Below are 25955 nucleotides of genomic sequence, written 5' to 3' on the forward strand. Positions count from 1 at the left end.
CCTGCCGATCTCCCCCCTTGAGGGGGAGATGCCCGGCAGGGCAGAGGGGGGTGAGGCGGCATACGCCGAAGCTCACCAAGGCAGAAATCCGATCCACCCGTTGCAGTAGCCGCAGAAGACGGAAAGCGGCGTTACCCCGCGCGTTCCACCGCCATCGCCCCTTCGGCAATGAAATCCGGATTGGCCAGCGCATCCTCGCCATCGCCCCTCACCGCATATGCAAGCGGCCTGCCCTCGCAATCGAGCGTCCTGCCGCCCGCAGCGCGCAGCACGGCGTCGCCGGCGGCCGTGTCCCACATCATGGTGCGGCTGAAGCGGGGGTAGATATCGGCGGCGCCCTCTGCCAGCATGCAGAATTTCAGGGAAGAGCCGACGGAGATGCAGTCCTTCAGCCCGTGTTCCGCCACGAAGGCTTCCGTTTTCGCCGTGCAATGCGAGCGGCTGATCAGCGCCACGGGGGAAGCGCCGCGCTGGCGCGCGCGGATGGGGTGGCGCGACAGGATGGCGCCTTCGCCGGAAATGGCGAGCTTTTCGGCGGCATTGTCCTCGCCCGTCCAAGCCTGTCCGCGGCAGGGGGCGTAAACCACGCCGGCCACCGGAACGCCGTTGCGGATGAGCGCGATGTTGACGGTGAAATCGTCCTTGCCCGAAATGAATTCCTTGGTGCCATCCAGCGGGTCGACGAGGAAGAATTCCGCACCGGTTTCCGGCAGGATGCCGCTCGATACCGCCTCTTCGGCAACCACGGGGATGTCGGGAAAATGGGCGGCCAGCGCCGCAAGAATGATCGCCTCGGCGCGCTGATCGGCCTCGGTCACCGGCGAACAGTCGTCCTTATACGACACATGCGGGCCGGCACGGTGGACCGCCATGATGGCCTGCCCGGCGTCCAGCGCCGCTTTCGTCAATATGTCGATCATCTCTTTGCCAATTGATCCCGTCTGCGGGATATCGCCGTTCTGATCTTCGCTACTCCTTTGCCCGCTGCCGGTCAAATAATGGCGTCGGACAATGCTGAAATAAGCATCCGGCCGTCATTTTTTCAGCACTTCCTGCCAAAATCATGGCTCTTTTGACCGGGAAAGCGGCAGTCCATGTGGAAATTCCAAATTTTGTGCAGGATCGCCCGTTTTTGACTTCACATTTTTAACGAACACGATATGCATTTTGAGGGTGGGGGTCTGCCTGCAAGGGCGCCCCTATAATTAACATAACGAGGCGTGGCCCATTCGAGGTCGTGCCCGGGGGAAAGACATGGAGTATTTTATCCAGCAGCTCATCAACGGGCTGACTCTTGGATCGATCTACGGCCTCATCGCTATCGGCTATACGATGGTTTACGGCATCATCGGCATGATCAACTTCGCCCACGGCGATATTTTCATGCTCGGCGGCTTTGCCGCGCTGATCGTTTTCCTGATCGTGACATCCTTTGTCGCCGGCATTCCGGTGGCGCTTCTTCTGCTTCTGATGATGGTCGTCGCCATGCTGATGACCGGCCTGTGGAACTGGGTGATCGAACGCGTCGCCTATCGCCCGCTCAGAGGCTCCTTCCGTCTTGCACCGCTGATCACGGCCATCGGCATGTCGATCGCGCTGTCCAACTTCATCCAGGTGACGCAGGGTCCGCGCAACAAGCCGATCCCGTCGATGGTGACGGAAAGCTATCATTTCGGCGCCATTACCGTGTCGCTGAAGCAGCTCATCATCATGGTCGTTACCTCGGTGCTGCTCTTCGCCTTCTGGTATATCGTCAACAAGACCCCGCTCGGCCGGGCGCAGCGCGCCACCGAACAGGACCGCAAGATGGCCGCACTGCTTGGCGTCGATGTCGACAAGACGATCTCCATCACCTTCATCATGGGTGCAGCACTCGCCGCTGTCGCGGGCACCATGTATCTGATGTATTACGGCGTTGCTTCCTTCAGCGATGGCTTCATTCCCGGCGTCAAGGCGTTTACGGCGGCCGTTCTCGGCGGCATCGGCTCGCTTCCGGGCGCTGTTCTCGGCGGTCTGCTGATCGGCCTCATCGAATCGCTGTGGTCGGCCTATTTCTCCATCGCCTACAAGGATGTCGCGGCATTCGGCATCCTGGCTTTCGTGCTGATCTTCAAGCCGACCGGCATTCTCGGTCGTCCGGAAGTCGAGAAGGTGTGATCCCATGACCAATATCGCTTCCGACAACGCTGCTTCCAGCCCGAGCCTGATGGCGGCGGCTGTGAAGGAGGGCCTGATTGCGGGCCTCATCTCGTTCGGCATGTTCATTCTTTATGTGGGCATCGTCACCTATCAGGATATCAACAACCAGCTGATCTGGGGCACCCGCTGGGGGCTTCTGGCGGTCTTCGTCGGCATTGCCGCTGTCGGCCGTTTCCTCGTCGTCGGCTTCATCAAGCCGTCGCTCGATCGTCGCAAGCTGGCCAAGGCCAAGAGCGGCGTGCTGGAGATTTCCGAAGAGAAGGGCTTTTTCCACAAGCACTTCCTGAAGCTGGCGCTGGTCCTGCTGCTGCTTTATCCCGTTATCGCCGTGCAATTGTTCGGCTTTCAGGGTTCGCTGAAATTCGTCGACAATTTCGGCATCCAGATCCTGATCTATGTGATGCTGGCCTGGGGCCTCAACATCGTCGTCGGGCTGGCCGGCCTGCTCGATCTCGGTTACGTGGCCTTTTATGCGGTCGGCGCCTATTCCTATGCGCTGCTCTCCAGCCATTTCGGCCTGTCCTTCTGGGTGCTCCTGCCGGTCGCCGGCATTCTCGCGGGCTTCTGGGGCATCATTCTCGGTTTCCCGGTTCTTCGTCTTCGCGGCGACTATCTGGCGATCGTGACGCTCGCCTTCGGTGAAATCATCCGCCTCGTGCTTTTGAACTGGACGGATGTGACCAAGGGCACCTTCGGTATTTCGGGCATCGCCAAGGCGTCCGTCTTCGGCATCTGGTCCTTCGATGTCGGCGCGTCGAACAATTTCGCCAAGGCCTTCGGCCTGTCGATGTCGTCGGCCTATTACAAGATCTTCCTGTTCTACGTGATCCTGCTGCTTTGCATGCTGACGGCCTATGTGACCATCCGCCTGCGCCGCATGCCGATCGGCCGTGCCTGGGAAGCGCTGCGCGAGGACGAGATCGCCTGCCGTTCGCTCGGCATCGATACCGTCATCACCAAGCTCACCGCCTTTGCGACGGGTGCGATGTTCGGCGGTTTCGCCGGTTCCTTCTTCGCCGCGCGTCAGGGTTTCGTGTCGCCGGAAAGCTTCGTGTTCCTCGAATCCGCCGTCATTCTCGCCATCGTCGTTCTTGGCGGCATGGGCTCGCTGACGGGTATCGCCATTGCGGCGCTGGTCATGGTCGGCGGCACCGAGCTTCTGCGTGAAATGGAGTTCCTGAAGCATGTCTTCGGGCCCGACTTCACGCCTGAACTTTACCGTATGCTGCTCTTCGGCCTTGCCATGGTCATCGTCATGCTGTTCAAGCCGCGCGGCTTCGTCGGCTCGCGTGAACCCACGGCCTTCCTTAAGGAACGCAAGGCCGTCTCCGGCAGCTTTACCAAGGAAGGTCACGGTTGATGGCTTCCGGAACGGCAACAATGACACCCAATACGACTGGCGATACGATCCTCAAGGTCGAACATCTCTCGATGCGCTTCGGCGGCCTGATGGCCATCAACGACTTCTCCTTCGAGGCGAAGCGCGGCGAGATCACGGCGTTGATCGGCCCCAACGGTGCCGGCAAGACCACGGTTTTCAACTGCATCACCGGCTTCTACAAGCCGACCATGGGCATGATCACCATGCGCCAGCAAAGCGGCGAGGCGCATCTTCTCGAGCGCCTGCCGGATTTCGAAATCACCAAGAAGGCCAAGGTGGCGCGCACCTTCCAGAACATCCGCCTGTTTTCGGGGTTGACGGTTCTGGAAAACCTGCTGGTGGCGCAGCACAATGCGCTGATGAAGGCCTCGGGTTACACGATCCTCGGTCTTCTCGGCCTGCCCGCTTACCGGCGGGCGGTGGATGCCTCTATCGAAAAGGCCAAATACTGGCTGGAAAAGGCCGATCTGATCGACCGCGCCGACGATCCGGCCGGCGATTTGCCCTATGGTGCGCAGCGCCGTCTGGAAATCGCCCGCGCCATGTGCACGGGGCCGGAGCTTCTGTGCCTCGACGAGCCGGCCGCCGGCCTTAACCCGAAGGAATCGCTGGCGCTCAACGCGCTCCTGCGCGGCATTCGCGACGAGGGCACGTCGCTGCTCCTCATCGAGCACGACATGTCCGTGGTGATGCAGATTTCCGACCATGTGGTGGTTCTGGAATATGGCCAGAAGATTTCCGACGGCACGCCGGACCATGTGAAGAACGACCCGAAGGTCATCGCCGCCTATCTGGGTGTCGAGGATGATGAAGTGGAAGACGTGATTGCGGAAGAACTCGACGGAGGAGCGGCCTGATGTCCGGTGAACCGCTTCTGAAAGTCCAGGGTGTCGAAACCTATTACGGCAATATCCGGGCTCTGGCCGGTGTCGATGTCGAAGTGAAGAGGGGCGAAATCGTCAGTCTGATCGGCGCCAACGGCGCCGGCAAGTCGACGCTGATGATGACCATCTGCGGCAGCCCGCAGGCGCGCGCCGGCCAGGTGATCTTCGACGGCGAGGACATTACGCACTTGCCGACCCATCTGATCGCCCGCAAGCGCATTGCCCAGTCGCCCGAAGGCCGCCGGATTTTCCCGCGCATGACGGTGCTGGAAAACCTGCAGATGGGCGCCAATCTCGATAACCTGAAATATTTCAAGGAAGACGTCGAGAAGATCTTCGTGATGTTCCCGCGCCTGAAGGAGCGCCAGAGCCAGCGGGGCGGCACGCTTTCCGGCGGTGAGCAGCAGATGCTATCCATCGGCCGCGCGCTGATGGCACGGCCGAAGCTCCTGCTGCTGGACGAGCCGTCGCTCGGTCTCGCACCCTTGATCGTCAAGGGCATTTTCGAGGCGATCAAGAAACTCAACCAGGAAGAGGGGCTGACCGTCTTCCTCGTGGAGCAGAACGCCTTTGCCGCGCTCAAGCTTTCCGACCGCGCTTATGTGATGGTCAACGGCAAGGTGACGATGAGCGGTTCGGGCAGGGAACTGCTCGCCGATCCGCAGGTGCGGGCCGCCTATCTCGAAGGCGGACGGCACTGAAAGATTTTACTTGCGCCGGAAATTTTGCGGCGCAAGACTGCAAACGGCGGCCTGTCGTCCTTTCGGCCAAACCTTAAGGATCCATGGCGGGGTGCAAACAATAAAATGCCCGGCGGAAAAACGACGGGACGACAGACAAGGCAGGGTCAGGGCGTTTCTGCCCGGCACTGATGGGGAAAGAGATGCAGGGCCTTTTTTTCGAAACGGATAACGGCGTGCGGTATGTTCTGCGCGCTCTGGTTGTTCTTCTGGGTTTCTGGACGGCATGGCGCACGGGCAAGTCCGTGGCCGATGGCTGGGGCGGTTATACGCGGGTGGTTATCTATACGCTCGCTCTGGGTGTGGTGATGCGGTTTCTGCATCACGCGCTGTTCAATGGGCCGTTCATCAACGGCTTCTATTACGTGTTTGACGTCGTTCTTCTTCTGGTTTTTTCCAGCGTCGGTTTCCGCACGCGCCGGACAAGCCAGATGGTCAATAACTACTATTGGCTTTACGACCGGACATCGGCATTTTCCTACAAGAAGAAAGATTGACAGGCGGATTTTTCCGGCTGCACAATGCTCGTCAGAGTGGAACAGTTTCCTGTTCAGTGAAGGTGGGTACTGAACAGGCCCTTGCAATCAACCCATCCAAAGGAACTGGGAGTAAAGTAATGAAGAAGTCTCTTCTTTCCGCTGTTGCGCTGACCGCCATGGTCGCGTTTGGCGGTTCGGCCTGGGCCGATGTCGTGATCGCTGTCGGCGCACCGCTGACCGGCCCGAACGCTGCTTTCGGCGCTCAGATCCAGAAGGGTGCCGAACAGGCCGCGAAAGACATCAATGCCGCCGGCGGTATCAATGGCGAGCAGATCAAGATCGTGCTGGGCGACGACGTATCCGACCCCAAGCAGGGTATTTCGGTTGCCAACAAGTTCGTCGCTGACGGCGTGAAATTCGTTGTCGGTCACTTCAACTCCGGCGTTTCCATTCCGGCTTCTGAAGTTTACGCCGAAAACGGCATTCTCGAAATCACACCCGCCGCAACCAACCCGGTCTTCACCGAGCGTGGCCTTTGGAACACGTTCCGTACCTGCGGCCGTGACGACCAGCAGGGCGGCATTGCCGGCAAGTACCTGGCCGATCATTTCAAGGACGCCAAGGTCGCCATCATTCACGACAAGACGCCTTACGGTCAGGGCCTTGCCGATGAAACCAAGAAGGCTGCCAATGCCGCCGGCGTGACGGAAGTCATGTATGAAGGCGTCAACGTCGGCGACAAGGACTTCTCCGCGCTGATCTCCAAGATGAAGGAAGCCGGCGTTTCCATCATCTACTGGGGCGGCCTGCACACCGAAGCCGGCCTCATCATCCGTCAGGCGGCTGACCAGGGCCTGAAGGCCAAGCTCGTTTCGGGCGACGGTATCGTCTCGAACGAACTTGCTTCCATCGCCGGCGACGCCGTCGAAGGCACGCTCAACACCTTCGGCCCCGATCCGACGCTGCGCCCGGAAAACAAGGAACTGGTAGAGAAGTTCAAGGCCGCCGGCTTCAACCCGGAAGCCTACACGCTCTACTCCTATGCCGCGATGCAGGCGATTGCCGGTGCGGCGAAGGCCGCCGGTTCCGTGGAGCCGGAAAAGGTTGCCGAGGCCCTGAAGTCCGGCACCTTCCCGACCGCGCTCGGCGACATCTCCTTCGACGAGAAGGGCGACCCGAAGCTTCCCGGCTACGTCATGTACGAATGGAAGAAGGGTCCGGACGGCAAGTTCACCTACATCCAGCAGGGCAGCTAAGCCCTTCTGCGACACCCTATCGAAGCCCGGCAGCGATGCCGGGCTTTTTGTTTGCGGTCTCGACGCGGGTTTGAGTTTGTCACCGTCTCGCAACTGCTCGAAAACCGCTGAAGCTCATTCTCTTGCCAGAGCGCCTCAGTCGATCCGCGTCAGAATAAAGTCCGCACGTTCCCCTATGCCGGATTTCGGAAGCACGGAAATATCGTAACCAAGCTCGTCATAGTCGCGGAGCAAACGCTCATATTCCGCGACCGCCGCATCGAAGCCATGCTTGCGCTCGCTGTCGCCCCTGTAGATTTCCGGCCATGGCGGGGTGAGGAAGACCAGACGGTTATAGCGGTGTGCAACCCCCAGCGTCTCGATGAAGGCATCGCCATTTATATGACGAAGCGCCGAGGCGGCGTCGATCAGGCCGCGATCGAAGAAGACCGGGCCTTCGGGCGGGGCCTTTTGCCGGTCTTCGAGCGCCATGGCGATGGCGCGGCGGGCAAAGGCTTCGAGGTCGATCCACGGCAGGGCCGTGCCGCCATTGCGGGTTTCTTCGATAACGATGCGGCGGCCGGGCTCTTCCACGGTGGCGAAACCGCGCCGGGCAAGCTCGGCGAGAAGCGTCGATTTTCCGCCGCCGGAGCAGCCGGAAAGGATGATGAAACGGTCCATTGGATTTCTATCCTGTGACAGGGTTCAGGTGGTTCGAGCGGTGATTTTTGGGTGGGGGGTGCCACTTGTTTCTTCTCCCAGAGGGAGAGAAGGTGGCCAGGAGGGTCGGATGAGGGGGCAACGTTGCCGGATTTCGGAGAGCTTGCCCCCTCATCCCGCTGCCGCGGACTTCTCCCCCTCGGGGAGAAGAAACAAGCCGCAACCGCCCGGCCAATAAGCGGGTGGTGTGTACTCAAGCGGACAATATATGCTGGACGAACCTTAGCATATTAACGGCAATCGTCACCCCTGATGCAATATATGCGCCGCCTTCACGGCCGCCGATGCCCGGTTTTCCACCCCGAGCTTCACATAGATCTGCTCCAGATGCTTGTTCACGGTTCTCGCGGAAAGGCCGAGGATATCGCCGATATCGCGATTGGATTTGCCCTTCGCGATCCACAGCAGCACTTCCGATTCCCGGGCAGTGAGGGAAAAATGCTCGCGCAGCAGGTGGTCGCCGGATTTCTCATTGGCGGCGGTGAGGCGGAAAAGGAATTCATCCGGCCCCATGGCGCCGAGGAAGGACAGCTGCAGGGCGGGCCGCCCGGCCTCGGTGATCGTCAGCGGCACGTCGCGGCCGGTTTCCGCCGCCGCCCGTTCTGCGAGCCAGCGGCCAATATGGCTGGTGACGATCTCCATGCCGTCGTCGCGGCCGGTGGCGGCGTTGACGAGGCGCGTCGCCTGCGGTGTCGACCAGTGGATGGCACCGTTGGCGCGCACGGCAAGCAGGTGGCGGCCGGCGGCATCGAGCGCGACGCGGGCGCTCTGTGCCGAGCGGGCATTGGAGAGATGGACGCGGATGCGGGCGCGCAGCTCGTCGATGTTGATCGGCTTGGTCAGATAATCGACGCCGCCGGATTCGAGCGCCCGCACCACATGTTCGGTCTCCGTCAGCCCGGTCATGAAGATGACGGGCACCTGCGCCACCGCCGCATTGGCCTTCAGGCGGCGGCAGGTCTCGAAACCGTCCATGGCCGGCATGACGGCGTCGAGCAGGATGATATCGGGCGTGATGCGTTCGGCGATGTTGAGCGCGGCCTGGCCGGAGGTGGCGATGAGGGCGGAAAAGCCTGACTGTTCCAGTGCATCGGTGAGGAACCCCAGTGCTTCCGGGCTGTCATCCACCAGCAATACGATGTCTCTCGGGGCTGCCGCCGCCTGACCGCTCATGCCTTGCCGTCTCCCGTGTCGCTATCCGTAAACCGTTTGAGAAAATGCGCGTAACCGGCCAGATCGAAGGCCTGCACATAGGTGCCGAGCTCCTGCGTGAAGGGCAGGTTTTCCGTGTTGCGGGCAAGATCGGCGAGTTTCGCTTCGATGCCGCGTATGTAGCCTATTTCGCCGAGCCGCTGCAAATCCTGAATGTGAATTGCGCCGGGATGGACGATCTGCGCCACGGGCGGCGGCGATGGCGGGGGCGGAATATCCGCCTCGTAGATCCATTTCAGGCCGAGATGCACGGCAAGCCTGTCGCAAAGCTGGCGTATATCGACAGGCTTGGCGATGGCGTCATTGTGGTTGTCCTCGCCCGCGCCCGCCACGGTTCCGTCGCCGATATTGGCCGAGAGCATGATGAGCGGGGCGGTCTGCCCGGCTTCACGCAGTTTGGTCACAAGCTGCCAGCCGGTCATGCCGGGCATGGAAATATCGATAAGGAAGAGGTCGGGCTTCACGCCTTCGATGAGCGTCAGGCATTCCGGCCCGCTTTGGGCGGTCAGCACCACGAAATCGAGCGGCACCAGCACCTGCCGCATCAGCTCGCGATGATCCTCATTGTCATCGACCACGACGATGGTGCGGCGCGGCCCGGAATAGGAGCGGATGGTCTTTTCCGCCGCCGGCGCCGTGCTTGGCCGGTGCACGGCAGAGAGCATGAGGCGCACGCGGAAAGTGGAGCCTTCATCCTTTGCACTGGAAACGGAAATTTCGCCGCCGAGTGTATTGGTGAGGAGCCTTGTGATGGTCAGGCCGAGGCCGAGGCCGGGCATCGGGCGCACGCTGTCTGCCTCGCCGCGCTGGAAGGGTTCGTAGATGCGGGCGAGGTCCTTTTCGGCAATGCCGCGGCCGGTATCGGAAACGGTGAAACTCGCCACCTGGCTGCGGTAACCGACATCGAAGGTGACCGCGCCCTCATCGGTGAATTTGATGGCGTTGGAGATGAGGTTGACGAGGATCTGGCGCAGCCGCTTTTCATCGGTGCGGACATATTGTGGCAGGGCCCGCGACCGGTCGTGGCGGAACTCCAGCCCCTTGGCCTGCGCCTGCGGGCGGAACATGTCGACGATCTGGTCGAGGAAATCCTGAATATTGATCTCGTTGGAATAGACCTGCAGACGGCCGGCCTCGATCTTGGAAATATCGAGAAGCCCGTCGATCAGGCCGGACAGGTGATCGGCCGAGCGGCGGATGACCTTGATCGCCGATTGCCGGGGCGGGGGGATGGTGTCGTCGCGCTCGAGAATCTGGGCATAACCAAGAACCGCATTGAGCGGGGTGCGCAATTCATGGCTGAGGCCCACCACATAACGGCTCTTGGCGCGGTTGGCGGCCTCAGCCGTTTCCTTGGCGTCCTGAAGGGCGGCATCGGTCTTCTTGTGGGCGGCGATTTCCTTGAGCAGCAGCGTGTTCTGGCGGGAAGATTCCTCTTCCGCCACCACACGGCTGTCATGGGCAAGCACGAGGAACCAGCAGACGATGCCGGCAATGACGGCGAAGACGAAAAACACGATGAGGATGGTGCGGTTCACCACATCGGCCGTTTCCGGCGAGGCGGTGCCGACCTGATGGGCGATCATTGCCAATATGCCGCCGATGGCGGTGACGGCAATCGCCGCGGCCATGCCGTAACGTCCGAGCCGGGTGGCGAGTTTGGCGACCAGTTGATCCGGCAGGAAAGATTTCGCGACGGTCGCGACCTGATAGTTCAGCTTCGCCTTCGGCTTGCACATGTCATGGCAGCGGCTGTCAAGCGAGCAGCAGAGCGAACAGATCGGCGCGGCATAGGCGGGACACCAGGCCATGTCTTCCGGCTCGAAAGGGTGTTCGCAGATCGAGCAGGTGATGCTGCTTTCCTCACGCCATTTCTGGCGCGGCTTGCGGGCGAGATAAAATTTGCCCTTCGTGCCCCAGGCAATCAGCGGCGAGGCGATGAAAGCGACGATCAGTGTGAGATAGGGCGCGAGCGATGCGGCGAGCGGCCCGAAGGCGCCGAAATGCGCCATCAGCGCGATGGTCGCCGAAAGCGCCATGGAGCCGACGCCGACGGGGTTGATATCGTAAAGATGGGCACGCTTGAATTCGATGCCGGGCGGGGCAAGGCCAAGCGGCTTGTTGATGAAAAGATCGGCCGAGATGGTGCAGAGCCACGCCATGGCGATGATCGAAAAGATGCCGAGCGTTTCTTCCAGCAGCCGGTAAATGCCGAGTTCCATCAGAAGCAGTGCGATCGCCACGTTGAAGACCAGCCAGACGACGCGGCCGGGGTGGCTGTGGGTGAGGCGCGAGAAGAAGTTCGACCAGGCGAGCGAACCCGCATAGGCGTTCATGACGTTGATCTTCAGCTGCGAGACGACCACGAAGGCGACCATCAGCAGCATGGCGGCGGTTTCGTTGGGGATCATGTAACCGAAGGCGGTGAGATACATCTGCGCCGGATCGGCGGCGCGATCCACCGAGACGCCGGAGCTGAAGGTGAGCACCACGAGGAAGGAGCCGGCGAGCAGCTTCGGCACGCCGACGACGACCCAGCCGGAGCCCGCCAGGAACACCGCGATGCGGTGGCGCAGGCGGCTCTGGCCTTCGGCCGGCAGGAAGCGCAGGAAGTCCACCTGTTCGCCGATCTGCGACATCAGCGCCAGGATGACGGCGGAGGCCGCGCCGAATTCCACCAGATTGAAATCTGCCACCGTGCCGGGCGGCCCCGAGGCGTGGTGTATGCCGGCAAAGGCCCGCCACAGATCGTATTTTTCCCAGTCCATCAAAGCGATGAACACGAAGGGCAAAATGTTCAGCACGATCCAGAAGGGCTGGGTGACGATCTGGAAACGGCTGATGAGGCGCACGCCATGGGTGACGAGCGGAATGACCATGACGGCCGAGATGATATAGCCGATCCACAAGGGAATGCCGAGCGCCAGTTCCAGCGCGCCGGACATGATCGACGCCTCGATGGCGAAGAGCATGAAGGTGAAGGCGGCATAGATGAGCGAGGTTATGGTGGAGCCGATGTAACCGAAGCTTGCGCCGCGCGTCAGAAGATCGATATCGACACCGTGGCGGATGGCGTAACGGCTGATCGGCAGGCCGACGGCGAGCATGGCGATGGCGGCGACGAGAATGGCGTAAAAGGCGTTGGTGGTGCCGTAGGAGAGCGTGATGGCGCCGCCGATGGCTTCCAGCGCCAGAAAGGAAATCGCGCCGATGGCGGTGTGGGAAATGCGGTTGGAGGAAAATTGCCGGGCGCTTTTGGCGGTAAAACGCAGCGCATAATCTTCCAGCGTCTGGTTGGCGACCCAGCGGTTATATTCGCGCCTGACAGGGATGATGCGTTGCCGTGCCGCCATGCCTATCTAGCGCCTTTCCGCAACGGGCCTCTCACAGCCGCACCGACATGCCGCCATCCACCGTCAGCACATGGCCGTTGACGAAGGAGGCCGCGTCGCTGGCCAGAAACAGGGCAGCACCGGCGATTTCATCCGGCCGGCCCCAGCGCTCCAGCGGCACCCGCAGTTTGGCGAAGGCCACCATCTCAGGATTTTCGGCAAGGGCGGCATTAGTTTCGGTGGCGAACATGCCGGGTGCGATGGCGTTGCTGGTAATGCCGCGTGCGCCATATTCCACGGCAATCGCCCGCATCAGCCCGGTCAGACCCTGTTTGGCGACAGGATAGATCGCATCCCCCGGCCGGACGATATGGCCGAGAATGGAGGTGATGGTGATGATGCGGCCGTAACCATTGGTGTTCATGGCCTCCGCCGCATCGCGCGACAGAGAGATGGAGGAGGTGAGATCGGTGCGGATCAGTTCCAGCACGTCCTCGTCGCTGAATTCAGCAAGCGGGCGGCGGTCGCGCGCGCCGACATTGTTGACGAGGATATCGAGGTGGCCGAACTCGTCCATTATGCGGCGGACAAGGGCGCTGCCGGCTGCCGTATCGGCAATATCGAAGGCAGCGTAATCGGCCTTGCCGCCGGCCTTGCGCAGCGTTTCGACCGCCTGTTCCAGCGTTTCGGTATTGCGGCCGGTCAGCCACACATGGGCGCCCGCTTCGGCGAAGGCGCTGGCGATTTCGAAGCCAAGGCCGCGGCCGCTGCCGGTAATGACGGCGGTGCGGTTTTCGAGAGAGAATTTCTGGAGAATGCCCATCGCTCACCTTCTTGCTTGACGTGCCGAAACTTCTTGGAGTTCGCGAAGGAAGAATATGCCGCGTGGGGCAGAGAGCGAAAGGTCGCCCGTCCGGCCCGGCTGTTCGGTGGACAGAAAAATGGCGTCGCCCGGTTCGGGCGACGCCATCAGTTCGATATCAGGCAGCAGCCGACTTTGCGAGCGGCACTTCTGCGATCGTCTTCAGAACGACGGAAGCGATCTGGTAAGGGCAGCCTTGAGAGTTCGGACGACGGTCTTCGAGGTAACCCTTGTAACCGTTGTTGACGAAGGAATGCGGAACGCGGATCGAAGCGCCACGGTCAGCAACGCCGTAGGAGAACTTGTTCCACGGAGCGGTTTCGTGCTTGCCGGTCAGACGCAGGTGGTTGTCCGGGCCGTAAACGTCGATGTGCTCTTTCCAGTTCTTGGCGAAAGCGGCCATGAGGGCTTCGAAATATTCCTTGCCGCCAACTTCGCGCATGAACTTGGTGGAGAAGTTGCAATGCATGCCCGAACCGTTCCAGTCGGTGTCGCCGAGCGGCTTGCAATGGAATTCGACGTCGATGCCGTACTGTTCGCAAAGGCGCAGCAGCAGGTAACGGGCGATCCAGATCTGGTCGGCGGCGCGCTTGGAGCCCTTGCCGAATACCTGGAATTCCCACTGGCCCTTGGCCACTTCGGCATTGATGCCTTCGTGGTTGATGCCGGCTTCGAGGCAGAGATCGAGGTGCTCTTCAACGATTTCGCGGGCAACCGAACCGACATTCTTGAAGCCGACGCCGGTGTAATAAGGACCCTGCGGAGCCGGGTAACCCTGTTCCGGGAAGCCGAGCGGGCGGCCGTCCTGGTAGAAGAAGTATTCCTGTTCGAAGCCGAACCATGCATCTTCGTCGTCGAGGATGGTTGCGCGGCTGTTCGACGGATGCGGGGTGACGCCATCGGGCATCATGACTTCGCACATGACGAGTGCACCATTGGAGCGGGCCGGGTCGGGATAGATCGCGACGGGCTTCAGCACGCAATCCGACGAGTGGCCTTCGGCCTGCTGCGTGGACGAGCCATCAAAGCCCCAAAGCGGCAGCTGCTCGAGTGTGGGGAATTCGTCGAATTCCTTGATCTGGGTCTTGCCGCGCAGGTTGGGGACCGGCTTGTATCCGTCCAGCCAGATGTACTCGAGTTTGAACTTAGTCATTACGAACCTCTCATAGGTAACAATGCGAAGCCTTGAGGCCTCCCGTGGCTTTGGCCACCGAAGCGCATTCGCGTTCAAGGGCTGACCCCTTAGATGCATGCCGCGTGCCAGATTGGCGATATCGGGCGATTTTTTCGAAAAATCTTTCAGGCCCCCTGTCGCGCAGGAGCCTGGATATCGCGCGTGGCTGGTTCTGCTGCACTGCGGCAGGCAAATTCACCCCTCATGTTTCATCATTGAATCCTGATAGATAGCCGGCGTCTCCCGGTGGAATGCCCTGCTGCGGTGCAATGATTTCGGTTGCGCGCGAGGGATTGGCATTTGCCCCAAAAACCGGCGCTTTCGAAATGGTTTTTCTTGTAGATGAGACGATTAATGCCTATATTTTTCGCAAGGTGATTTTTTTTTAATCAAACGGAGCGAATCTGGGCTCTAAGGGTTTGCTCCATACATAAAGTGCTTCGATGCAAACAGAGTGAGATGACCGAAATGGCGACTGGCTTTCATCGTGAGACGGCAACGATCTATCAATTCCCGATTGGCGGGCGCGCGGGCGTGTCCAAATTCCGCGACAGCGGGCTGAGTGACCTCGAGCGCGAGGCGCGCGAGCCGCATGTGGATTTCGGTTCGTGGTATCACGACGAGGCGATCCGCGACGAAGAGCGGAACGACAAGCCGCATTCCTGATGTGAGACCGTGCCGTGCATTTCTTCTCCCCGCCGGGGAGAAGGTGGCTCGAAGGGTCGGATGAGGGGCAACCCCTCCGTATATCGCGGCGCTCGCCCCCTCATCCCGCTGCCGCGGGCCTCCCCCTCGGGGAGAAGAAACAGGTTGGAGCCTCCTGCTTCACATAGGAGCGCCCTGGCGGTTTAGCTCTCTTCAACCCCTCATGCATCTTTCGCCACCTCGCCTACGTCAATTGACGTATACGGTTTCGCTCTCACGAGATCGATAGTCCCTCCCAGCAGCGGCCGCAGATGCCGCTGAGCCTCCACGAGAGGCCAAACAAGGAGAGGGGTTCTTCCGATGATATTCCGCAAGACGCTTAGTGCTGCGCTGCTTGGCGCGATCCTGTCCACCACCGCCTTCCATGGCGCCTTTGCCGCTGACGACACCATCAAGGTCGGCGTGCTGCATTCGCTGTCCGGCACCATGGCCATTTCAGAGACCACGCTGAAGGACGCCATGCTGATGCTCATCGACGAGCAGAACAAGAAGGGCGGCGTGCTCGGCAAGAAACTCGAAGCCGTGGTGGTCGATCCGGCTTCCGACTGGCCGCTTTTCGCTGAAAAGGCCCGCCAGCTGATTTCGCAGGACAAGGTCGCCGCCGTTTTCGGCTGCTGGACGTCTTCCTCGCGCAAATCCGTTCTGCCGGTCTTCGAGGAACTGAACTCGATCCTGTTCTATCCGGTTCAGTATGAGGGTGAAGAATCCTCGCGCAACATCTTCTACACGGGTGCAGCACCCAACCAGCAGGCCATTCCGGCCGTCGATTACCTTGCCAATACCGAAGGCGTCGAGCGCTGGGTTCTGGCCGGCACGGACTATGTCTATCCGCAGACCACAAACAAGATCCTGAAGGCCTACCTGATGTCGAAGGGCGTCAAGGAAGAGGACATCATGATCAACTACACGCCGTTCGGTCATTCCGACTGGCAGACGATCGTGTCCGACATCAAGAAATTCGGCTCGGCCGGCAAGAAGACCGCCGTTGTCTCCACCATCAATGGTGACGCCAACGTGCCCTTCTACAAGGAACTGGCGAACCAGGGCATCAAAGCGGAAGACATTCCGGTCGTCGCCTTCTCGGTTGGTGAAGAAGAGCTTGCCGGTCTCGATACCGCGCCGCTGGTCGGCCACCTTGCCGCTTGGAACTACTTCCAGTCCGTTGATGCTCCTGTGAATGCCGAGTTCATCAAGACCTGGCACGCCTTCACCAAGAACGACAAGCGCGTGACCAACGACCCGATGGAAGCCGCCTATATCGGCTTCAACGCCTGGGTAAAGGCCGTCGAATCCGCCGGCACGACGGATACGGACAAGGTTCTCGACTCGATTATCGGCGTTTCCGTGCCGAACCTTTCGGGCGGTTACTCCACCGTCATGCCGAACCACCACATCACCAAGCCGGTGCTGATCGGCGAAATCCAGGCCGACGGCCAGTTTGAAATCGTGCAGCAGACGCCGCAGGTCGTGGGTGACGAGTGGTCGGATTATCTGCCGGACAGCAAGAATCTGATCTCGGATTGGAGGAAGCCGATGTCCTGCGGCAACTTCAACGTGGCCAGTGGGAAGTGCGGCGGCAAGGGTAGCTGATTAGCCCCGGGGGATGGTGCCGCTCCCTCTTCGTTGGGGGCGGTTTTCTCATTGGAAACTGAACAAGAATTACCCCCCTCTGCCCTGCCGGGCATCTCCCCCTCAAGGGGGGAGATCGGCAAGATGCTTTTTCGCCGCTTCATTCTCAAACATCGAGATGGGCGAGACCTCGCCACAGGTCGATCTCCCCCCTTGAGGGGGAGATGCCCGGCAGGGCAGAGGGGGGTGAAGCCGCATATTCAGGTCGTGCCACACGCAACCGCAGAGTCGCAAACCGCTCCAAGGAACCCGACATGACGATCCGATCTTTTCTCGGAGCCATCTTCCTCTGGCTCACCCTGGGGATCGCCGCCCAATCCTTCGCGCAAAGCGAGCCGAAGGCGCTGATCGACCAGCTCGGCACGGCGGATTTCAAGCAGGCCGAAGTGCTGATCGGGCAGATTGCCGCCACGGGCGATGCGCGTGTCGTGCCGGCGCTCGAGGCTTTTGCGGCGGGCGATCTTTATGTGCGCAAGGCCGACAATCTGGTGTTCATGACAAAGCCGGCAGGTTCCAATTTTACGCTGATCGACCCGCTGACGGGCGAAAGTGCGGGTGAAGCGCCGAAGGCGGCCGTCAGCAAGATCAAGGTCAACAATAATCTGCGCCGCGTCATCCGCGCCGCGCTTGGCGGACTAACCCTGCTCAGCCCGGAAAAATCCGTGCGGCTTTCCGCGGCAGACGCCGTTCTGAAAGCGCCGAGCGCCGAAAATCTCGAATTGCTGGAAGCGGCCATCGCCAGGGAGGCCGATACTGAGGTGCGGACCCGGATGGAGGAGGCGCGGGCTGTCTCGCTGCTCTCCTCCGAACGGTCGCTCGAACAGAAGAAAGAGGCAATCGCCACCATCAAGAGCCTTGGCGGGCGCGATGCCATCGGCATTCTCATGGCGGCTTCCTCGTCGGTGGATCAGAGCCTGAAACCGGATATCGACAGCGCCATATCGAGCATCGAAAGCTCCCTTGCCTTCTGGGACTATGCGCAGAATGTCTGGTACGGCCTGTCGCTCGGTTCCGTGCTTTTGCTCGCCGCCATCGGCCTTGCCATCACCTTCGGCGTCATGGGCATCATCAACATGGCGCATGGCGAGATGGTGATGATCGGCGCCTATTCCACCTTCATGGTGCAGGAGGTGATCCGCACGCATTTCCCCGGCCTGTTCGACTGGTCGCTCGCGATTGCCCTGCCCGCCGCCTTTCTGGTGACGGCCTTGGTCGGCCTCGTGATGGAGCGCGGTGTCATCCGCTTTCTTTACGGGCGGCCGCTGGAAACGCTTCTCGCCACCTGGGGCATCTCGCTCATCCTGCAACAGGGCGTGCGCTCCATCTTCGGCCCCACCAATCGGGAAGTCGGCAGCCCGAGCTGGATGTCCGGCTCCTTCAGCGTCGGTTATCTCAATTTCACCTGGAACCGGGTGTGGATCGTCTGCTTCTCGCTGTCGGTATTCTTCGCGCTGCTGGTTCTCCTGAAGCGCTCCGCCTTCGGGTTGCAGATGCGCGCCGTGACGCAGAACCGCCGCATGGCCTCTTCCATGGGCATCCGCACGCCGTGGGTGGATGCCTTCACCTTCGCGCTTGGTTCGGGCGTTGCCGGTCTTGCCGGCGTGGCGCTGTCGCAGATTGACAATGTCTCGCCCAATCTCGGCCAGAGCTACATCATCGACAGTTTCATGGTCGTGGTGTTCGGCGGTGTCGGCAATCTTTGGGGAACGTTGGTCGGCGCCCTGTCTCTCGGCGTGCTCAACAAGTTCCTGGAGCCGACGGTGGGCGCCGTACTTGGCAAGATCCTCGTGCTCGTCCTCATCATCCTGTTCATCCAGAAGCGGCCGCGCGGTCTCTTCGCACTCAAGGGAAGGGCGATCGAAGCATGATTACCGGCTTCCTCCTGCGCGCGCTCGACCGCCGCATTTCCATCGCCATCGGCATTATTCTCGCCATCGCCGTGCTGGTGCCAGCCTCCAACCTGCTGCTGCCGGCCGACAGCGCGTTCCGCATCCCGACCTACATCATGTCGATGCTCGGCAAATATCTGGCCTATGCGCTGCTGGCGCTCGCGCTCGATCTTGTCTGGGGTTATTGCGGCATTCTCTCGCTCGGCCATGCCGCCTTCTTCGCGCTCGGCGGTTATGCCATGGGCATGTATCTGATGCGGCAGATCGGCACGCGCGGGGTTTATGGCCATCCGGTGCTGCCCGATTTCATGGTGTTCCTCAACTGGAAGGAACTGCCGTGGTTCTGGCAGGGCTTCGACATGTTCTGGTTTGCGGCGCTGATGGTGCTTGTCGTGCCGGGGCTGCTCGCCTTCGTGTTCGGCTGGTTCGCCTTCCGCTCGCGCGTCAACGGCGTATATCTCTCCATCATCACCCAGGCCATGACCTATGCGCTGCTGCTCGCCTTCTTCCGCAACGACATGGGTTTCGGCGGCAATAATGGCCTGACCGATTTCAAGGATATTCTCGGCTTTTCCGTGCAGGCGGATGGCACGCGGGCCGTGCTGTTCGCCATGACGGCGGTAATGCTTGCGATCTCGCTTTTGATCGCGTCCGGCATCGTCAATTCCAAGTTCGGCAAGGTGCTGGTGGGCGTGCGGGATGCCGAAAGCCGGGTGCGCTTCCTCGGTTTCCGGGTGGAAAACATCAAGCTTTTCACCTTTGTCGTGTCGGCCATGATGGCGGGCATTGCCGGGGCGCTGTTCGTACCGCAGGTGGGCATCATCAATCCCGGCGAATTTTCGCCCGCCAACTCCATCGAAGTGGTGGTGTGGACGGCGGTGGGCGGGCGCGGCACGCTGATCGGGCCGATCATCGGGGCGCTGCTGGTCAACGGCGGGAAAAGCTATTTCACCGGCGCTTTCCCGGAATTCTGGCTGTTTGCGCTGGGTGGGCTGTTCATCGCGGTGACGCTGTTCTTCCCCAAGGGCATCGTCGGCACGCTGCAACACTATCTGGCCCGGCGGCGCGAAAAGCGGGTCGCGCTTACGGCAGCCGACGCCCAGCCGGGCAATGACAGCGGCTCGACAGTGGCGCAACAGGCGGCGGAGTGAGGCGGACATGAACACAGTTTCCGAAAACAGAACGAAAAGCCTGCTTTATCTCGACGGCGTCTCGGTGTCGTTCGATGGTTTCAGGGCGCTCAATTCCCTCTCCTTCGTGGTGGAACCCGGTGAGCTGCGCGCCATTATCGGCCCGAATGGGGCTGGCAAGACGACGATGATGGATATCATCACCGGCAAGACAAGGCCGGATACGGGCACGGTGCTGTTCGAAGACAGTATCGACCTCACCAAAAAGGACGAGGCGGATATCGCCCAGCTCGGCATCGGCCGGAAGTTCCAGAAGCCGACGGTGTTCGAAAGCCATACCGTCTGGGACAATCTGGAACTGGCGCTCAACCGCAAGCGCGGCGTGTTCGCGACGCTGTTTTACCGGCTGACGGAGCAAGACAAAGCCCGCATCGAGGAAATCCTCGCCACCGTGCGCCTCGGTCACCGCCGCGGCGATCTCGCCGCCAACCTCTCGCACGGCCAGAAACAATGGCTGGAAATCGGCATGCTCCTGGCGCAGGAGCCGAAGCTGCTGCTGGTGGATGAGCCGGTGGCCGGCATGACGGATGCGGAAACCGCCGAAACCGCCGTGCTTTTGAAGGAAATCGCCAAGACCCGTTCGGTGGTGGTGGTGGAACACGACATGGGTTTCATCCGCGAGTTGGGGGTGAAGGTGACGTGCCTTGCCGAAGGCTCGGTGCTGGCTGAAGGGTCGATTGATTTCGTGTCGAACGATCCGAAGGTGATCGAGAATTATCTGGGGCGGTGATGGAAGCGTCTGCGTTGGCCATACCCCCCTCTGCCCTGCCGGGCATCTCCCCCTCAAGGGGGGAGATCGGCAAGCGGCGAAAACTCTGCCCATGGAACGGGCGGGTGCGGCATCTGATCTCCCCCCTTGAGGGGGAGATGCCCGGCAGGGCAGAGGGGGGTAACGCCGCCCACCATACCGCCAATGGAGTTTCATCATGCTGAACGTCGAAAACGTCAACCTCCATTACGGCGCAGCCCAAGCGCTCCGCGGCGTTTCGCTGACGGCGGAGATGGGCAAGGTCACCTGTGTCCTCGGCCGCAACGGGGTGGGCAAAAGCTCGCTGCTGCGGGCCGTTACCGGCCAGCACGCCATCAGTGCCGGGACGATCAGCTTTGAAGGGGCGGCATTGGATGGGCTGGCGCCTTACCACCGGGCCAAGCGCGGTGTCGGCTACGTGCCGCAGGGGCGGGAGATTTTTCCGCTGCTCAGCGTGCAGGAGAATCTCGAAAGCGGCTATGCGCCGCTGCCGCGTAAGGAACGGTTCATTCCCGACGATATTTTCAGCTTGTTTCCGGTGCTGCAATCCATGCTGGGAAGACGCGGCGGCGATCTCTCCGGCGGCCAGCAGCAGCAGCTTGCCATCGGCCGTGCGCTGGTGACTCGGCCGAAAATCCTCGTTCTCGACGAACCGACCGAGGGCATTCAGCCGTCGATCATCAAGGATATCGGCCGGGCGATCAAATATCTGCGCGATTCCACCGGCATGGCGATCCTGCTGGTCGAGCAATATCTGGATTTCTGCCGCGAGCTTGCCGATTACGTCTATATCATGGACCGGGGTGAAATCGTGCATCAGGGGCTGGCCGAAACGCTGGATGCGCCGGAAGCGCGGCGTCACCTGACAGTATAAATCGAGACTAAAAATGCCGCACGCCGATCACGGCGTGCAAACGGCCGATTAATATTTTGAAAGCCTATGCGTCTCGACATGGCTTTCATGCGCAATTTTAGCATTTCATTGAATAAAAGCCTGTGATATTGGCAGCGAAAATGCTGCATGCGAGACACAGGAAAAGTCTATTCGCACGCTGCGACAGTTGATCCCTTACATTCCACGCACGTCCGACGTATCGTCGGGAAAACCGTGCCCAATAAAGGCGTGTCAATGAATCAAGACTTTGCCATTGGCCGGGCCGCCCGGCTGTTCCGCTCCGCCCGCACCCTTTTTCTGGGTCTTGCGATGTGCGCGAGCGCCGGTGTCGCAGCGTCGGCATCGACCTGCGGTCAGTTGCCCGGACCCGGCATGGAGCCGGGCAGGCATGATTTTTCCATTCTCTCCAACGGTGAAAAACGCGACGGCGTCTATTTTGTTCCCTCGGCCTATGACGGAAAAAAGCCGCTGCCCGTGGTGTTCGATTTCCACGGCTCCAACAGCAATCCGCATGGCCAGCTGAACCGCAGCGGCTGGGACAAGCTGGCCGAACGTGACGGTCTGGTGGTGGTGGCGCTGGCCGGCAGCCTGAACGGCGAATTGCCCGGCACCCATGCCTGGAATGTTCCCGGTGTTACCAAGCGTCCGGGCGGGCTGGACGAGGTCGGTTTCATTCGCGATGCCATCACCATGGTGAAGGGTAAGTTCTGTGTGGATGAGGAGCGTTTTTACGGTTCCGGTTATTCCGGCGGCGGGCGCATGCTCTCGCAATTCATCTGCAATGGCAGCGCGGATTTCACCGCTGCCGGTTTCGTCGCCTCGCTGCGCGCGGGTTATCCGCTGGAGACCGAGGGCAAATGGGGACCGGATGCGGCAAGCTGCACGCCGGCGCGGCCGATGTCCATCATCGCCTTTGCCGGGCTGAAGGATCCCGCCAACCCCTATCAGGGCGGCGGCAAGTCCTATTGGCAATATGGCGGCGAGACGGCGCTGAAGCGCTGGGCCGAGATGGACGGCTGCAAGGGCGCCGCCAAAAGCAAGGTGGGCGAAAGTTTCACCGTCAATTCCTACGACGTCTGCAAGGCCGGCGCACGCATTCAGTCCTATGTCATCAACGATTGGGACCACGCCTGGCCGCGCGCTACGATGAAGGCGGAAGTGCTGGCGGCAAGTGCCGTCGTCACCCGCAAACCGGGCGGCGAACAGACGCCGAAGGCGGAACCGGCCGTGGAGCGCAAGATGCCCACAGGCGAAGTAACGCGCACGGTTGATGCGGCGGAAAGAATGTGGGATTTCTTCCGCAATACGGAAGGGCAGCTGGTCGTGGATGCCGTCGTCAAGAAGGATTGCGGCGCAAAGGCCTCATCCGCTTCCGCAACCGCTTCGGAGACCGCGTGCAGCCAGAACAGCAAGCCATCGGCCCTTCCGGTCGCCAAGACGCTCAACCTGTCCGGCAGCAGCGCGCCCGTGGCAGAGGACGCATTGTAACCAAAGCGGTTGAAGGGCGCAGCCGGCTGGAGGAACTGTTCCAGGAAGGCTGCGCCAAAATCCGCCTGCCGGAAACCTTTTCGAACGAAGCCGAAGCCATTCTCATCAATTCCTCCGGCGGCCTGACCGGCGGAGACGAACTTGAATGGCAGGCGGTTGCCGGCGCCGGCACCTCGCTGGTCGTGACCACGCAGGCCTGCGAGAAGGTCTACAAGGCATCCTCCGACACAGCCACCGTTACCGCCCGGGTTTCCGCCGGGCCGGGCGCCAGATTGCACTGGCTGCCGCAGGAAACCATTCTTTTCGACCGCGCCTCGCTGACCCGCCGGCTGGAAGCCGATCTCGACCAGTCTTCCGAATTCATCGCCGTCGAAGCCGTGCTGCTCGGTCGCCAGGCCATGGGCGAGGCGATGGCGCACGGTCTTTTCCGCGACCGCTGGCGCATTCGCCATGGCGGCAGGCTGGTGCATGCCGAAGAGCTTCTGCTGGAAGGCGAGGTATCGGCGCTGACCGCGAAACCGGCGGTTCTGGCCGGTCAGGTCGCCTTTGCGACGCTGCTTTATATCGGGCCTCTCTCCGAGGCGCTTCTGCCTAAAATCCGGGCTATTGCCGGGGAAAGCGGCGGCGCCAGCGAATGGCAGGGCAAGCTTGTCGTTCGCGTCTCTGCCGCCGATGGTTTCTCCTTGAGAAAATTGCTTTTTCCGATCATTTCGCTCTTGCGAAACGGCGCGCCAGTGCCGAAAGTCTGGAATCTGTAAACCCTTCGGATCGTCGGCAACCGGCGGCCTTCGGGGTCTGTCAACATGTCGGATCTGCTTGCCGCAACCATGCTTGCGGAACAGGTTCCAAGCTGCGGGACCACGATGAACCTTAGCCCAAGAGAAAAAGACAAGCTGCTGATTTCCATGGCCGCCATGGTGGCGCGCCGCCGGCTGGAACGCGGCGTGAAGCTGAACTATCCCGAAGCGATTGCGCTGATTACCGATTTCGTGGTCGAGGGCGCCCGCGACGGCCGTGCCGTGGCGGAGCTTATGGAAGCGGGCGCGCATGTCATTTCCCGTGATCAGGTGATGGATGGCATTGCCGAGATGATTCACGATGTGCAGGTGGAAGCGACGTTTCCCGATGGCACCAAGCTGGTGACCGTTCACGAACCGATACGGTAAGGGGAGCGAATATGGCGCTGGAGCTTCGGCCCAATTGCGAATGCTGCGACCGCGATCTTGCTCCCGACAGCCGGGATGCGATGATCTGCTCGTTCGAATGCACCTTCTGCGTCGATTGCGTGACGGATGTGCTTCACGGCGCCTGCCCGAATTGCGGCGGTGAGCTGGTTCGCAGGCCCGTTCGCCCGGCGGCGAAACTCGTCAATAATCCCGCGTCGACACGGCGCGTCCTGAAGGCCGAAGGCTGCACGGCGGCCAAAGTTGCTTGAGACAAAAGGGGAAATACCATGAAACCCGGCGAAATCATTGCCGCAGAGGGCAGCATCGAACTCAATGCCGGCCAGCCGACCGTGACCATCGAAGTCGCCAATTCGGGCGACCGGCCGGTGCAGGTGGGCAGCCACTATCATTTCTTCGAGACCAATGCGGGTCTTCTCTTTGACCGCGACAAGGCGCGCGGCATGCGCCTTGATATTCCCGCCGGCACGGCGGTTCGTTTCGAACCCGGCCAGAAGCGGGAAGTGACGCTGGTGCCGCTTTCCGGCAAGCGCGAGGTTTACGGTTTCCGTCAACAGGTCATGGGGAGGTTATGAAATGGCGACGGCGCATTATCATGGAAGCTGCCAGTGCGGCGATGTGAGCTTCGAGGTCGACGCCGATCTCGATCATACCATCATCTGCAATTGTTCGCGCTGCAAGCGCCTGGGTTCCACACTGGCCTTCGCGCCGCGTGAGAGATTCACGCTGCTTTCCGGCGAGGACAAGCTGGCGGAATATCTCTTCAACAAACACAAGATCCATCATCTTTTCTGCTCCACCTGCGGCATCGAGAGCTTTGCTTATGCCGATGGTCCGGATGGAACGCCGATGGTGGCGGTAAACGCCAATTGTCTCGATGGTGTCGATCCCCGGGCGCTAAAGCCGCAGGCTTTCGATGGCGCGGCGGCCTGAGCGATGGAGATGAGCCGAAAAAACGTCCTTCTGGCGACCGTGCTTCTCTGCGCGACCGCCGGCCTGTCCATGCCGGCCGCCGCACAGGGCGAGCCGGATTGCAAGGCCCCGCAGACGCAGGCGGACATGACCATCTGCGCCGGCAAGGATTACGAAAAGGCCGACAAGCAGTTGAACGTCGAATATCAGAAGCTGCGCAAGCTGCTCACCGAGCGCGACAAGACGGCGGATGCAGACGGTAAGGGTGCGACCGACGCGCTGGTGACCGCCCAGCGTGCCTGGGTAGCGTTTCGTGACGCCAATTGCGCGCTTTCAGGCTTTCAGGCCCGCGGCGGCTCGATGGAACCGATGCTGATTTCCTCCTGCCTCGCCGAAATGAGCGGCAAGCGGGCGGAAGAATTGCGTCAGTTGTCGGAAGGTTTCTGAACGCATGGGGCGGCGCATCACGATCGTCGGAAATGGGGAGCTGCCGCCGGGCGCAGCCCGGCTTATCGACCGTTCGGACATCGTCATCCGCTTCAACGATTGCCGGTCGCTGGGGCTGGGCGGCACGCGCACCGATGTTGTGGCTGTGTGTAACACCGGGCGGCCGGGTCTCGAGATGACCGAGGGAACCGAATGGCGCGAGAGTGACGGTGTGCGGCAGGCCGCCGTCATCTGGTCCGTGCGTGATCCCGCGAAATTTTCCGAAATGGAACCGGACATACGCGCATGCTGGCCGGAGCTGACCGATTTCTGCGCCGATTACACCGAAGGCTTTGCCGCCATCGCCCGGGAAACCGGCAAGGGCCACATCGTCATTCCGCGCGGTGTGCATGAAAGGCTCGATGCCGCGCTCGAAGCCTATGCGCCCGGGCCCTATGTCTGCCCCAGCACCGGTCTTTTTGCCATCGCCCATGTTCTTGAGAGCGTGAGCGACGATGGCGACGAGGTGGCGATTGCCGGTTTCGGCCATCAGGGCTGGAGTGGCCATCCATTCGCTGCCGAACAACAGCTGGTCGAAGCCCTTGCGGGCGCGGGCCGGCTGACACGAATTTCTCCCACATCGATTTTCTCCGCGTCCGAAGGAGCCTGAG

26 protein-coding genes are annotated in these 25955 nt (G+C 61.1%); 20 read left to right on the top strand and 6 right to left on the bottom strand.

What is annotated here, in order from left to right; genetic code table 11:
• Positions 1-131: 131 nt before the first annotated feature.
• Positions 132-920 (bottom strand): 3'(2'),5'-bisphosphate nucleotidase CysQ, encoded by a 789-nt coding sequence (gene cysQ, locus PH605_RS10750; protein ID WP_080856717.1) that lies wholly within the window; start codon positions 918-920, stop codon positions 132-134.
• 334 nt (positions 921-1254) lie between these two features.
• On the opposite strand from cysQ, the gene PH605_RS10755 reads away from it, so the two are divergent.
• The 6 genes from PH605_RS10755 to PH605_RS10780 all read left to right on the top strand — a co-directional run bounded on the left by PH605_RS10755 (position 1255) and on the right by PH605_RS10780 (position 6939).
• Entirely contained in the window at positions 1255-2157 is a 903-nt protein-coding gene (locus PH605_RS10755; protein ID WP_004430050.1) for a branched-chain amino acid ABC transporter permease, read from the top strand.
• 49 nt (positions 2158-2206) lie between these two features.
• A complete protein-coding gene (gene livM / locus PH605_RS10760; RefSeq protein WP_371259707.1) occupies positions 2207-3559 on the top strand; it encodes a high-affinity branched-chain amino acid ABC transporter permease LivM in 1353 nt (450 codons plus the stop codon).
• Positions 3559-4437 (top strand): ABC transporter ATP-binding protein, encoded by an 879-nt coding sequence (locus PH605_RS10765; protein WP_003522919.1) that lies wholly within the window; start codon positions 3559-3561, stop codon positions 4435-4437. Before livM ends, PH605_RS10765 begins: the two co-directional genes overlap by 1 nt.
• Positions 4437-5165, top strand: coding sequence for an ABC transporter ATP-binding protein (locus tag PH605_RS10770; RefSeq protein WP_065656761.1), 729 nt, complete (start codon positions 4437-4439; stop codon positions 5163-5165). Before PH605_RS10765 ends, PH605_RS10770 begins: the two co-directional genes overlap by 1 nt.
• A gap of 182 nt (positions 5166-5347) precedes the next feature.
• Positions 5348-5701: a DUF6867 family protein gene (locus PH605_RS10775; RefSeq protein ID WP_003522917.1), complete on the top strand. Its 354-nt coding sequence runs from the start codon at positions 5348-5350 to the stop codon at positions 5699-5701.
• Between the two features lie 119 nt (positions 5702-5820).
• Positions 5821-6939 carry a branched-chain amino acid ABC transporter substrate-binding protein gene (locus PH605_RS10780; protein WP_004430064.1) on the top strand — a complete coding sequence of 373 codons (1119 nt, stop codon included), beginning with the start codon at positions 5821-5823 and terminating at the stop codon, positions 6937-6939.
• Positions 6940-7074: 135 nt separating this feature from the next.
• On the opposite strand, the gene PH605_RS10785 is transcribed toward PH605_RS10780, so the two are convergent.
• From PH605_RS10785 to PH605_RS10805, 5 genes are all read right to left on the bottom strand, one after another.
• Entirely contained in the window at positions 7075-7599 is a 525-nt protein-coding gene (locus PH605_RS10785; protein ID WP_142844928.1) for an AAA family ATPase, read from the bottom strand.
• Between the two features lie 282 nt (positions 7600-7881).
• Positions 7882-8811 carry a response regulator gene (locus tag PH605_RS10790; protein WP_065656763.1) on the bottom strand — a complete coding sequence of 310 codons (930 nt, stop codon included), beginning with the start codon at positions 8809-8811 and terminating at the stop codon, positions 7882-7884.
• On the bottom strand, positions 8808-12203 hold the full coding sequence (locus PH605_RS10795) for a hybrid sensor histidine kinase/response regulator (RefSeq protein ID WP_142844927.1): 3396 nt from the start codon (positions 12201-12203) through the stop codon (positions 8808-8810). The genes PH605_RS10790 and PH605_RS10795 overlap by 4 nt, the downstream gene beginning before the upstream one ends.
• 31 nt (positions 12204-12234) lie before the next feature.
• Complete coding sequence (locus tag PH605_RS10800; RefSeq protein ID WP_142844926.1) at positions 12235-13005, bottom strand: SDR family oxidoreductase; 771 nt, start codon at positions 13003-13005, stop codon at positions 12235-12237.
• 157 nt (positions 13006-13162) lie between these two features.
• On the bottom strand, positions 13163-14197 hold the full coding sequence (locus tag PH605_RS10805) for a glutamine synthetase beta-grasp domain-containing protein (RefSeq protein WP_065656766.1): 1035 nt from the start codon (positions 14195-14197) through the stop codon (positions 13163-13165).
• Positions 14198-14677: 480 nt separating this feature from the next.
• Between PH605_RS10805 and PH605_RS10810 the strand changes: the two genes are divergently transcribed.
• The 14 genes from PH605_RS10810 to PH605_RS10875 all read left to right on the top strand — a co-directional run bounded on the left by PH605_RS10810 (position 14678) and on the right by PH605_RS10875 (position 25954).
• The gene (locus tag PH605_RS10810) at positions 14678-14884 is read left to right on the top strand and encodes a DUF2735 domain-containing protein (RefSeq protein WP_161987851.1); all 207 of its coding nucleotides are present in this window, start codon (positions 14678-14680) and stop codon (positions 14882-14884) included.
• A gap of 339 nt (positions 14885-15223) precedes the next feature.
• Positions 15224-16513, top strand: a complete 1290-nt coding sequence (urtA, locus tag PH605_RS10815; RefSeq protein ID WP_142844924.1) for an urea ABC transporter substrate-binding protein — start codon at positions 15224-15226, stop codon at positions 16511-16513.
• A gap of 293 nt (positions 16514-16806) precedes the next feature.
• Entirely contained in the window at positions 16807-18420 is a 1614-nt protein-coding gene (gene urtB / locus PH605_RS10820) for an urea ABC transporter permease subunit UrtB (protein WP_142844923.1), read from the top strand.
• Positions 18417-19592, top strand: coding sequence for an urea ABC transporter permease subunit UrtC (gene urtC, locus PH605_RS10825; RefSeq protein WP_142844922.1), 1176 nt, complete (start codon positions 18417-18419; stop codon positions 19590-19592). Before urtB ends, urtC begins: the two co-directional genes overlap by 4 nt.
• Before the next feature lie 7 nt (positions 19593-19599).
• Complete coding sequence (gene urtD / locus PH605_RS10830; RefSeq protein WP_080856710.1) at positions 19600-20361, top strand: urea ABC transporter ATP-binding protein UrtD; 762 nt, start codon at positions 19600-19602, stop codon at positions 20359-20361.
• Positions 20362-20557: 196 nt separating this feature from the next.
• Positions 20558-21253: an urea ABC transporter ATP-binding subunit UrtE gene (urtE, locus tag PH605_RS10835; RefSeq protein ID WP_142844920.1), complete on the top strand. Its 696-nt coding sequence runs from the start codon at positions 20558-20560 to the stop codon at positions 21251-21253.
• Between the two features lie 255 nt (positions 21254-21508).
• Positions 21509-22762: an alpha/beta hydrolase family esterase gene (locus PH605_RS10840; RefSeq protein WP_142779661.1), complete on the top strand. Its 1254-nt coding sequence runs from the start codon at positions 21509-21511 to the stop codon at positions 22760-22762.
• On the top strand, positions 22669-23520 hold the full coding sequence (locus tag PH605_RS10845; RefSeq protein ID WP_161987850.1) for an urease accessory protein UreD: 852 nt from the start codon (positions 22669-22671) through the stop codon (positions 23518-23520). Before PH605_RS10840 ends, PH605_RS10845 begins: the two co-directional genes overlap by 94 nt.
• 105 nt (positions 23521-23625) lie before the next feature.
• Entirely contained in the window at positions 23626-23928 is a 303-nt protein-coding gene (locus PH605_RS10850) for an urease subunit gamma (protein WP_003520609.1), read from the top strand.
• 11 nt (positions 23929-23939) lie between these two features.
• Positions 23940-24197, top strand: a complete 258-nt coding sequence (locus PH605_RS10855) for a DUF1272 domain-containing protein (protein WP_078051690.1) — start codon at positions 23940-23942, stop codon at positions 24195-24197.
• Between the two features lie 18 nt (positions 24198-24215).
• Positions 24216-24521: an urease subunit beta gene (locus PH605_RS10860; RefSeq protein ID WP_020808767.1), complete on the top strand. Its 306-nt coding sequence runs from the start codon at positions 24216-24218 to the stop codon at positions 24519-24521.
• A 1-nt stretch (position 24522) separates the two neighbouring features.
• Complete coding sequence (locus tag PH605_RS10865) at positions 24523-24879, top strand: GFA family protein (protein ID WP_065655122.1); 357 nt, start codon at positions 24523-24525, stop codon at positions 24877-24879.
• Positions 24880-24888: 9 nt separating this feature from the next.
• On the top strand, positions 24889-25305 hold the full coding sequence (locus tag PH605_RS10870) for a lysozyme inhibitor LprI family protein (RefSeq protein ID WP_065655136.1): 417 nt from the start codon (positions 24889-24891) through the stop codon (positions 25303-25305).
• 4 nt (positions 25306-25309) lie between these two features.
• The gene (locus tag PH605_RS10875) at positions 25310-25954 is read left to right on the top strand and encodes a Urease operon accessory protein (protein ID WP_142844919.1); all 645 of its coding nucleotides are present in this window, start codon (positions 25310-25312) and stop codon (positions 25952-25954) included.
• Position 25955: the final 1 nt, after the last annotated feature.

The sequence above is a fragment of the Agrobacterium sp. CFBP 3001 genome, from assembly GCF_027871605.1.
Taxonomy (GTDB): domain Bacteria; phylum Pseudomonadota; class Alphaproteobacteria; order Rhizobiales; family Rhizobiaceae; genus Agrobacterium; species Agrobacterium leguminum.

Coding starts and splice junctions, on each gene's coding strand:
- cysQ (WP_080856717.1), bottom strand. CDS start 920: ATGATCGACATATTGACGAAAGCGGCGCTGGACGCCGGGCAGGCCATC.
- PH605_RS10755 (WP_004430050.1), top strand. CDS start 1,255: ATGGAGTATTTTATCCAGCAGCTCATCAACGGGCTGACTCTTGGATCG.
- livM (WP_371259707.1), top strand. CDS start 2,207: ATGGCGGCGGCTGTGAAGGAGGGCCTGATTGCGGGCCTCATCTCGTTC.
- PH605_RS10765 (WP_003522919.1), top strand. CDS start 3,559: ATGGCTTCCGGAACGGCAACAATGACACCCAATACGACTGGCGATACG.
- PH605_RS10770 (WP_065656761.1), top strand. CDS start 4,437: ATGTCCGGTGAACCGCTTCTGAAAGTCCAGGGTGTCGAAACCTATTAC.
- PH605_RS10775 (WP_003522917.1), top strand. CDS start 5,348: ATGCAGGGCCTTTTTTTCGAAACGGATAACGGCGTGCGGTATGTTCTG.
- PH605_RS10780 (WP_004430064.1), top strand. CDS start 5,821: ATGAAGAAGTCTCTTCTTTCCGCTGTTGCGCTGACCGCCATGGTCGCG.
- PH605_RS10785 (WP_142844928.1), bottom strand. CDS start 7,599: ATGGACCGTTTCATCATCCTTTCCGGCTGCTCCGGCGGCGGAAAATCG.
- PH605_RS10790 (WP_065656763.1), bottom strand. CDS start 8,811: ATGAGCGGTCAGGCGGCGGCAGCCCCGAGAGACATCGTATTGCTGGTG.
- PH605_RS10795 (WP_142844927.1), bottom strand. CDS start 12,203: ATGGCGGCACGGCAACGCATCATCCCTGTCAGGCGCGAATATAACCGC.
- PH605_RS10800 (WP_142844926.1), bottom strand. CDS start 13,005: ATGGGCATTCTCCAGAAATTCTCTCTCGAAAACCGCACCGCCGTCATT.
- PH605_RS10805 (WP_065656766.1), bottom strand. CDS start 14,197: ATGACTAAGTTCAAACTCGAGTACATCTGGCTGGACGGATACAAGCCG.
- PH605_RS10810 (WP_161987851.1), top strand. CDS start 14,678: ATGACCGAAATGGCGACTGGCTTTCATCGTGAGACGGCAACGATCTAT.
- urtA (WP_142844924.1), top strand. CDS start 15,224: ATGATATTCCGCAAGACGCTTAGTGCTGCGCTGCTTGGCGCGATCCTG.
- urtB (WP_142844923.1), top strand. CDS start 16,807: ATGACGATCCGATCTTTTCTCGGAGCCATCTTCCTCTGGCTCACCCTG.
- urtC (WP_142844922.1), top strand. CDS start 18,417: ATGATTACCGGCTTCCTCCTGCGCGCGCTCGACCGCCGCATTTCCATC.
- urtD (WP_080856710.1), top strand. CDS start 19,600: ATGAACACAGTTTCCGAAAACAGAACGAAAAGCCTGCTTTATCTCGAC.
- urtE (WP_142844920.1), top strand. CDS start 20,558: ATGCTGAACGTCGAAAACGTCAACCTCCATTACGGCGCAGCCCAAGCG.
- PH605_RS10840 (WP_142779661.1), top strand. CDS start 21,509: ATGAATCAAGACTTTGCCATTGGCCGGGCCGCCCGGCTGTTCCGCTCC.
- PH605_RS10850 (WP_003520609.1), top strand. CDS start 23,626: ATGAACCTTAGCCCAAGAGAAAAAGACAAGCTGCTGATTTCCATGGCC.
- PH605_RS10855 (WP_078051690.1), top strand. CDS start 23,940: ATGGCGCTGGAGCTTCGGCCCAATTGCGAATGCTGCGACCGCGATCTT.
- PH605_RS10860 (WP_020808767.1), top strand. CDS start 24,216: ATGAAACCCGGCGAAATCATTGCCGCAGAGGGCAGCATCGAACTCAAT.
- PH605_RS10865 (WP_065655122.1), top strand. CDS start 24,523: ATGGCGACGGCGCATTATCATGGAAGCTGCCAGTGCGGCGATGTGAGC.
- PH605_RS10870 (WP_065655136.1), top strand. CDS start 24,889: ATGAGCCGAAAAAACGTCCTTCTGGCGACCGTGCTTCTCTGCGCGACC.
- PH605_RS10875 (WP_142844919.1), top strand. CDS start 25,310: ATGGGGCGGCGCATCACGATCGTCGGAAATGGGGAGCTGCCGCCGGGC.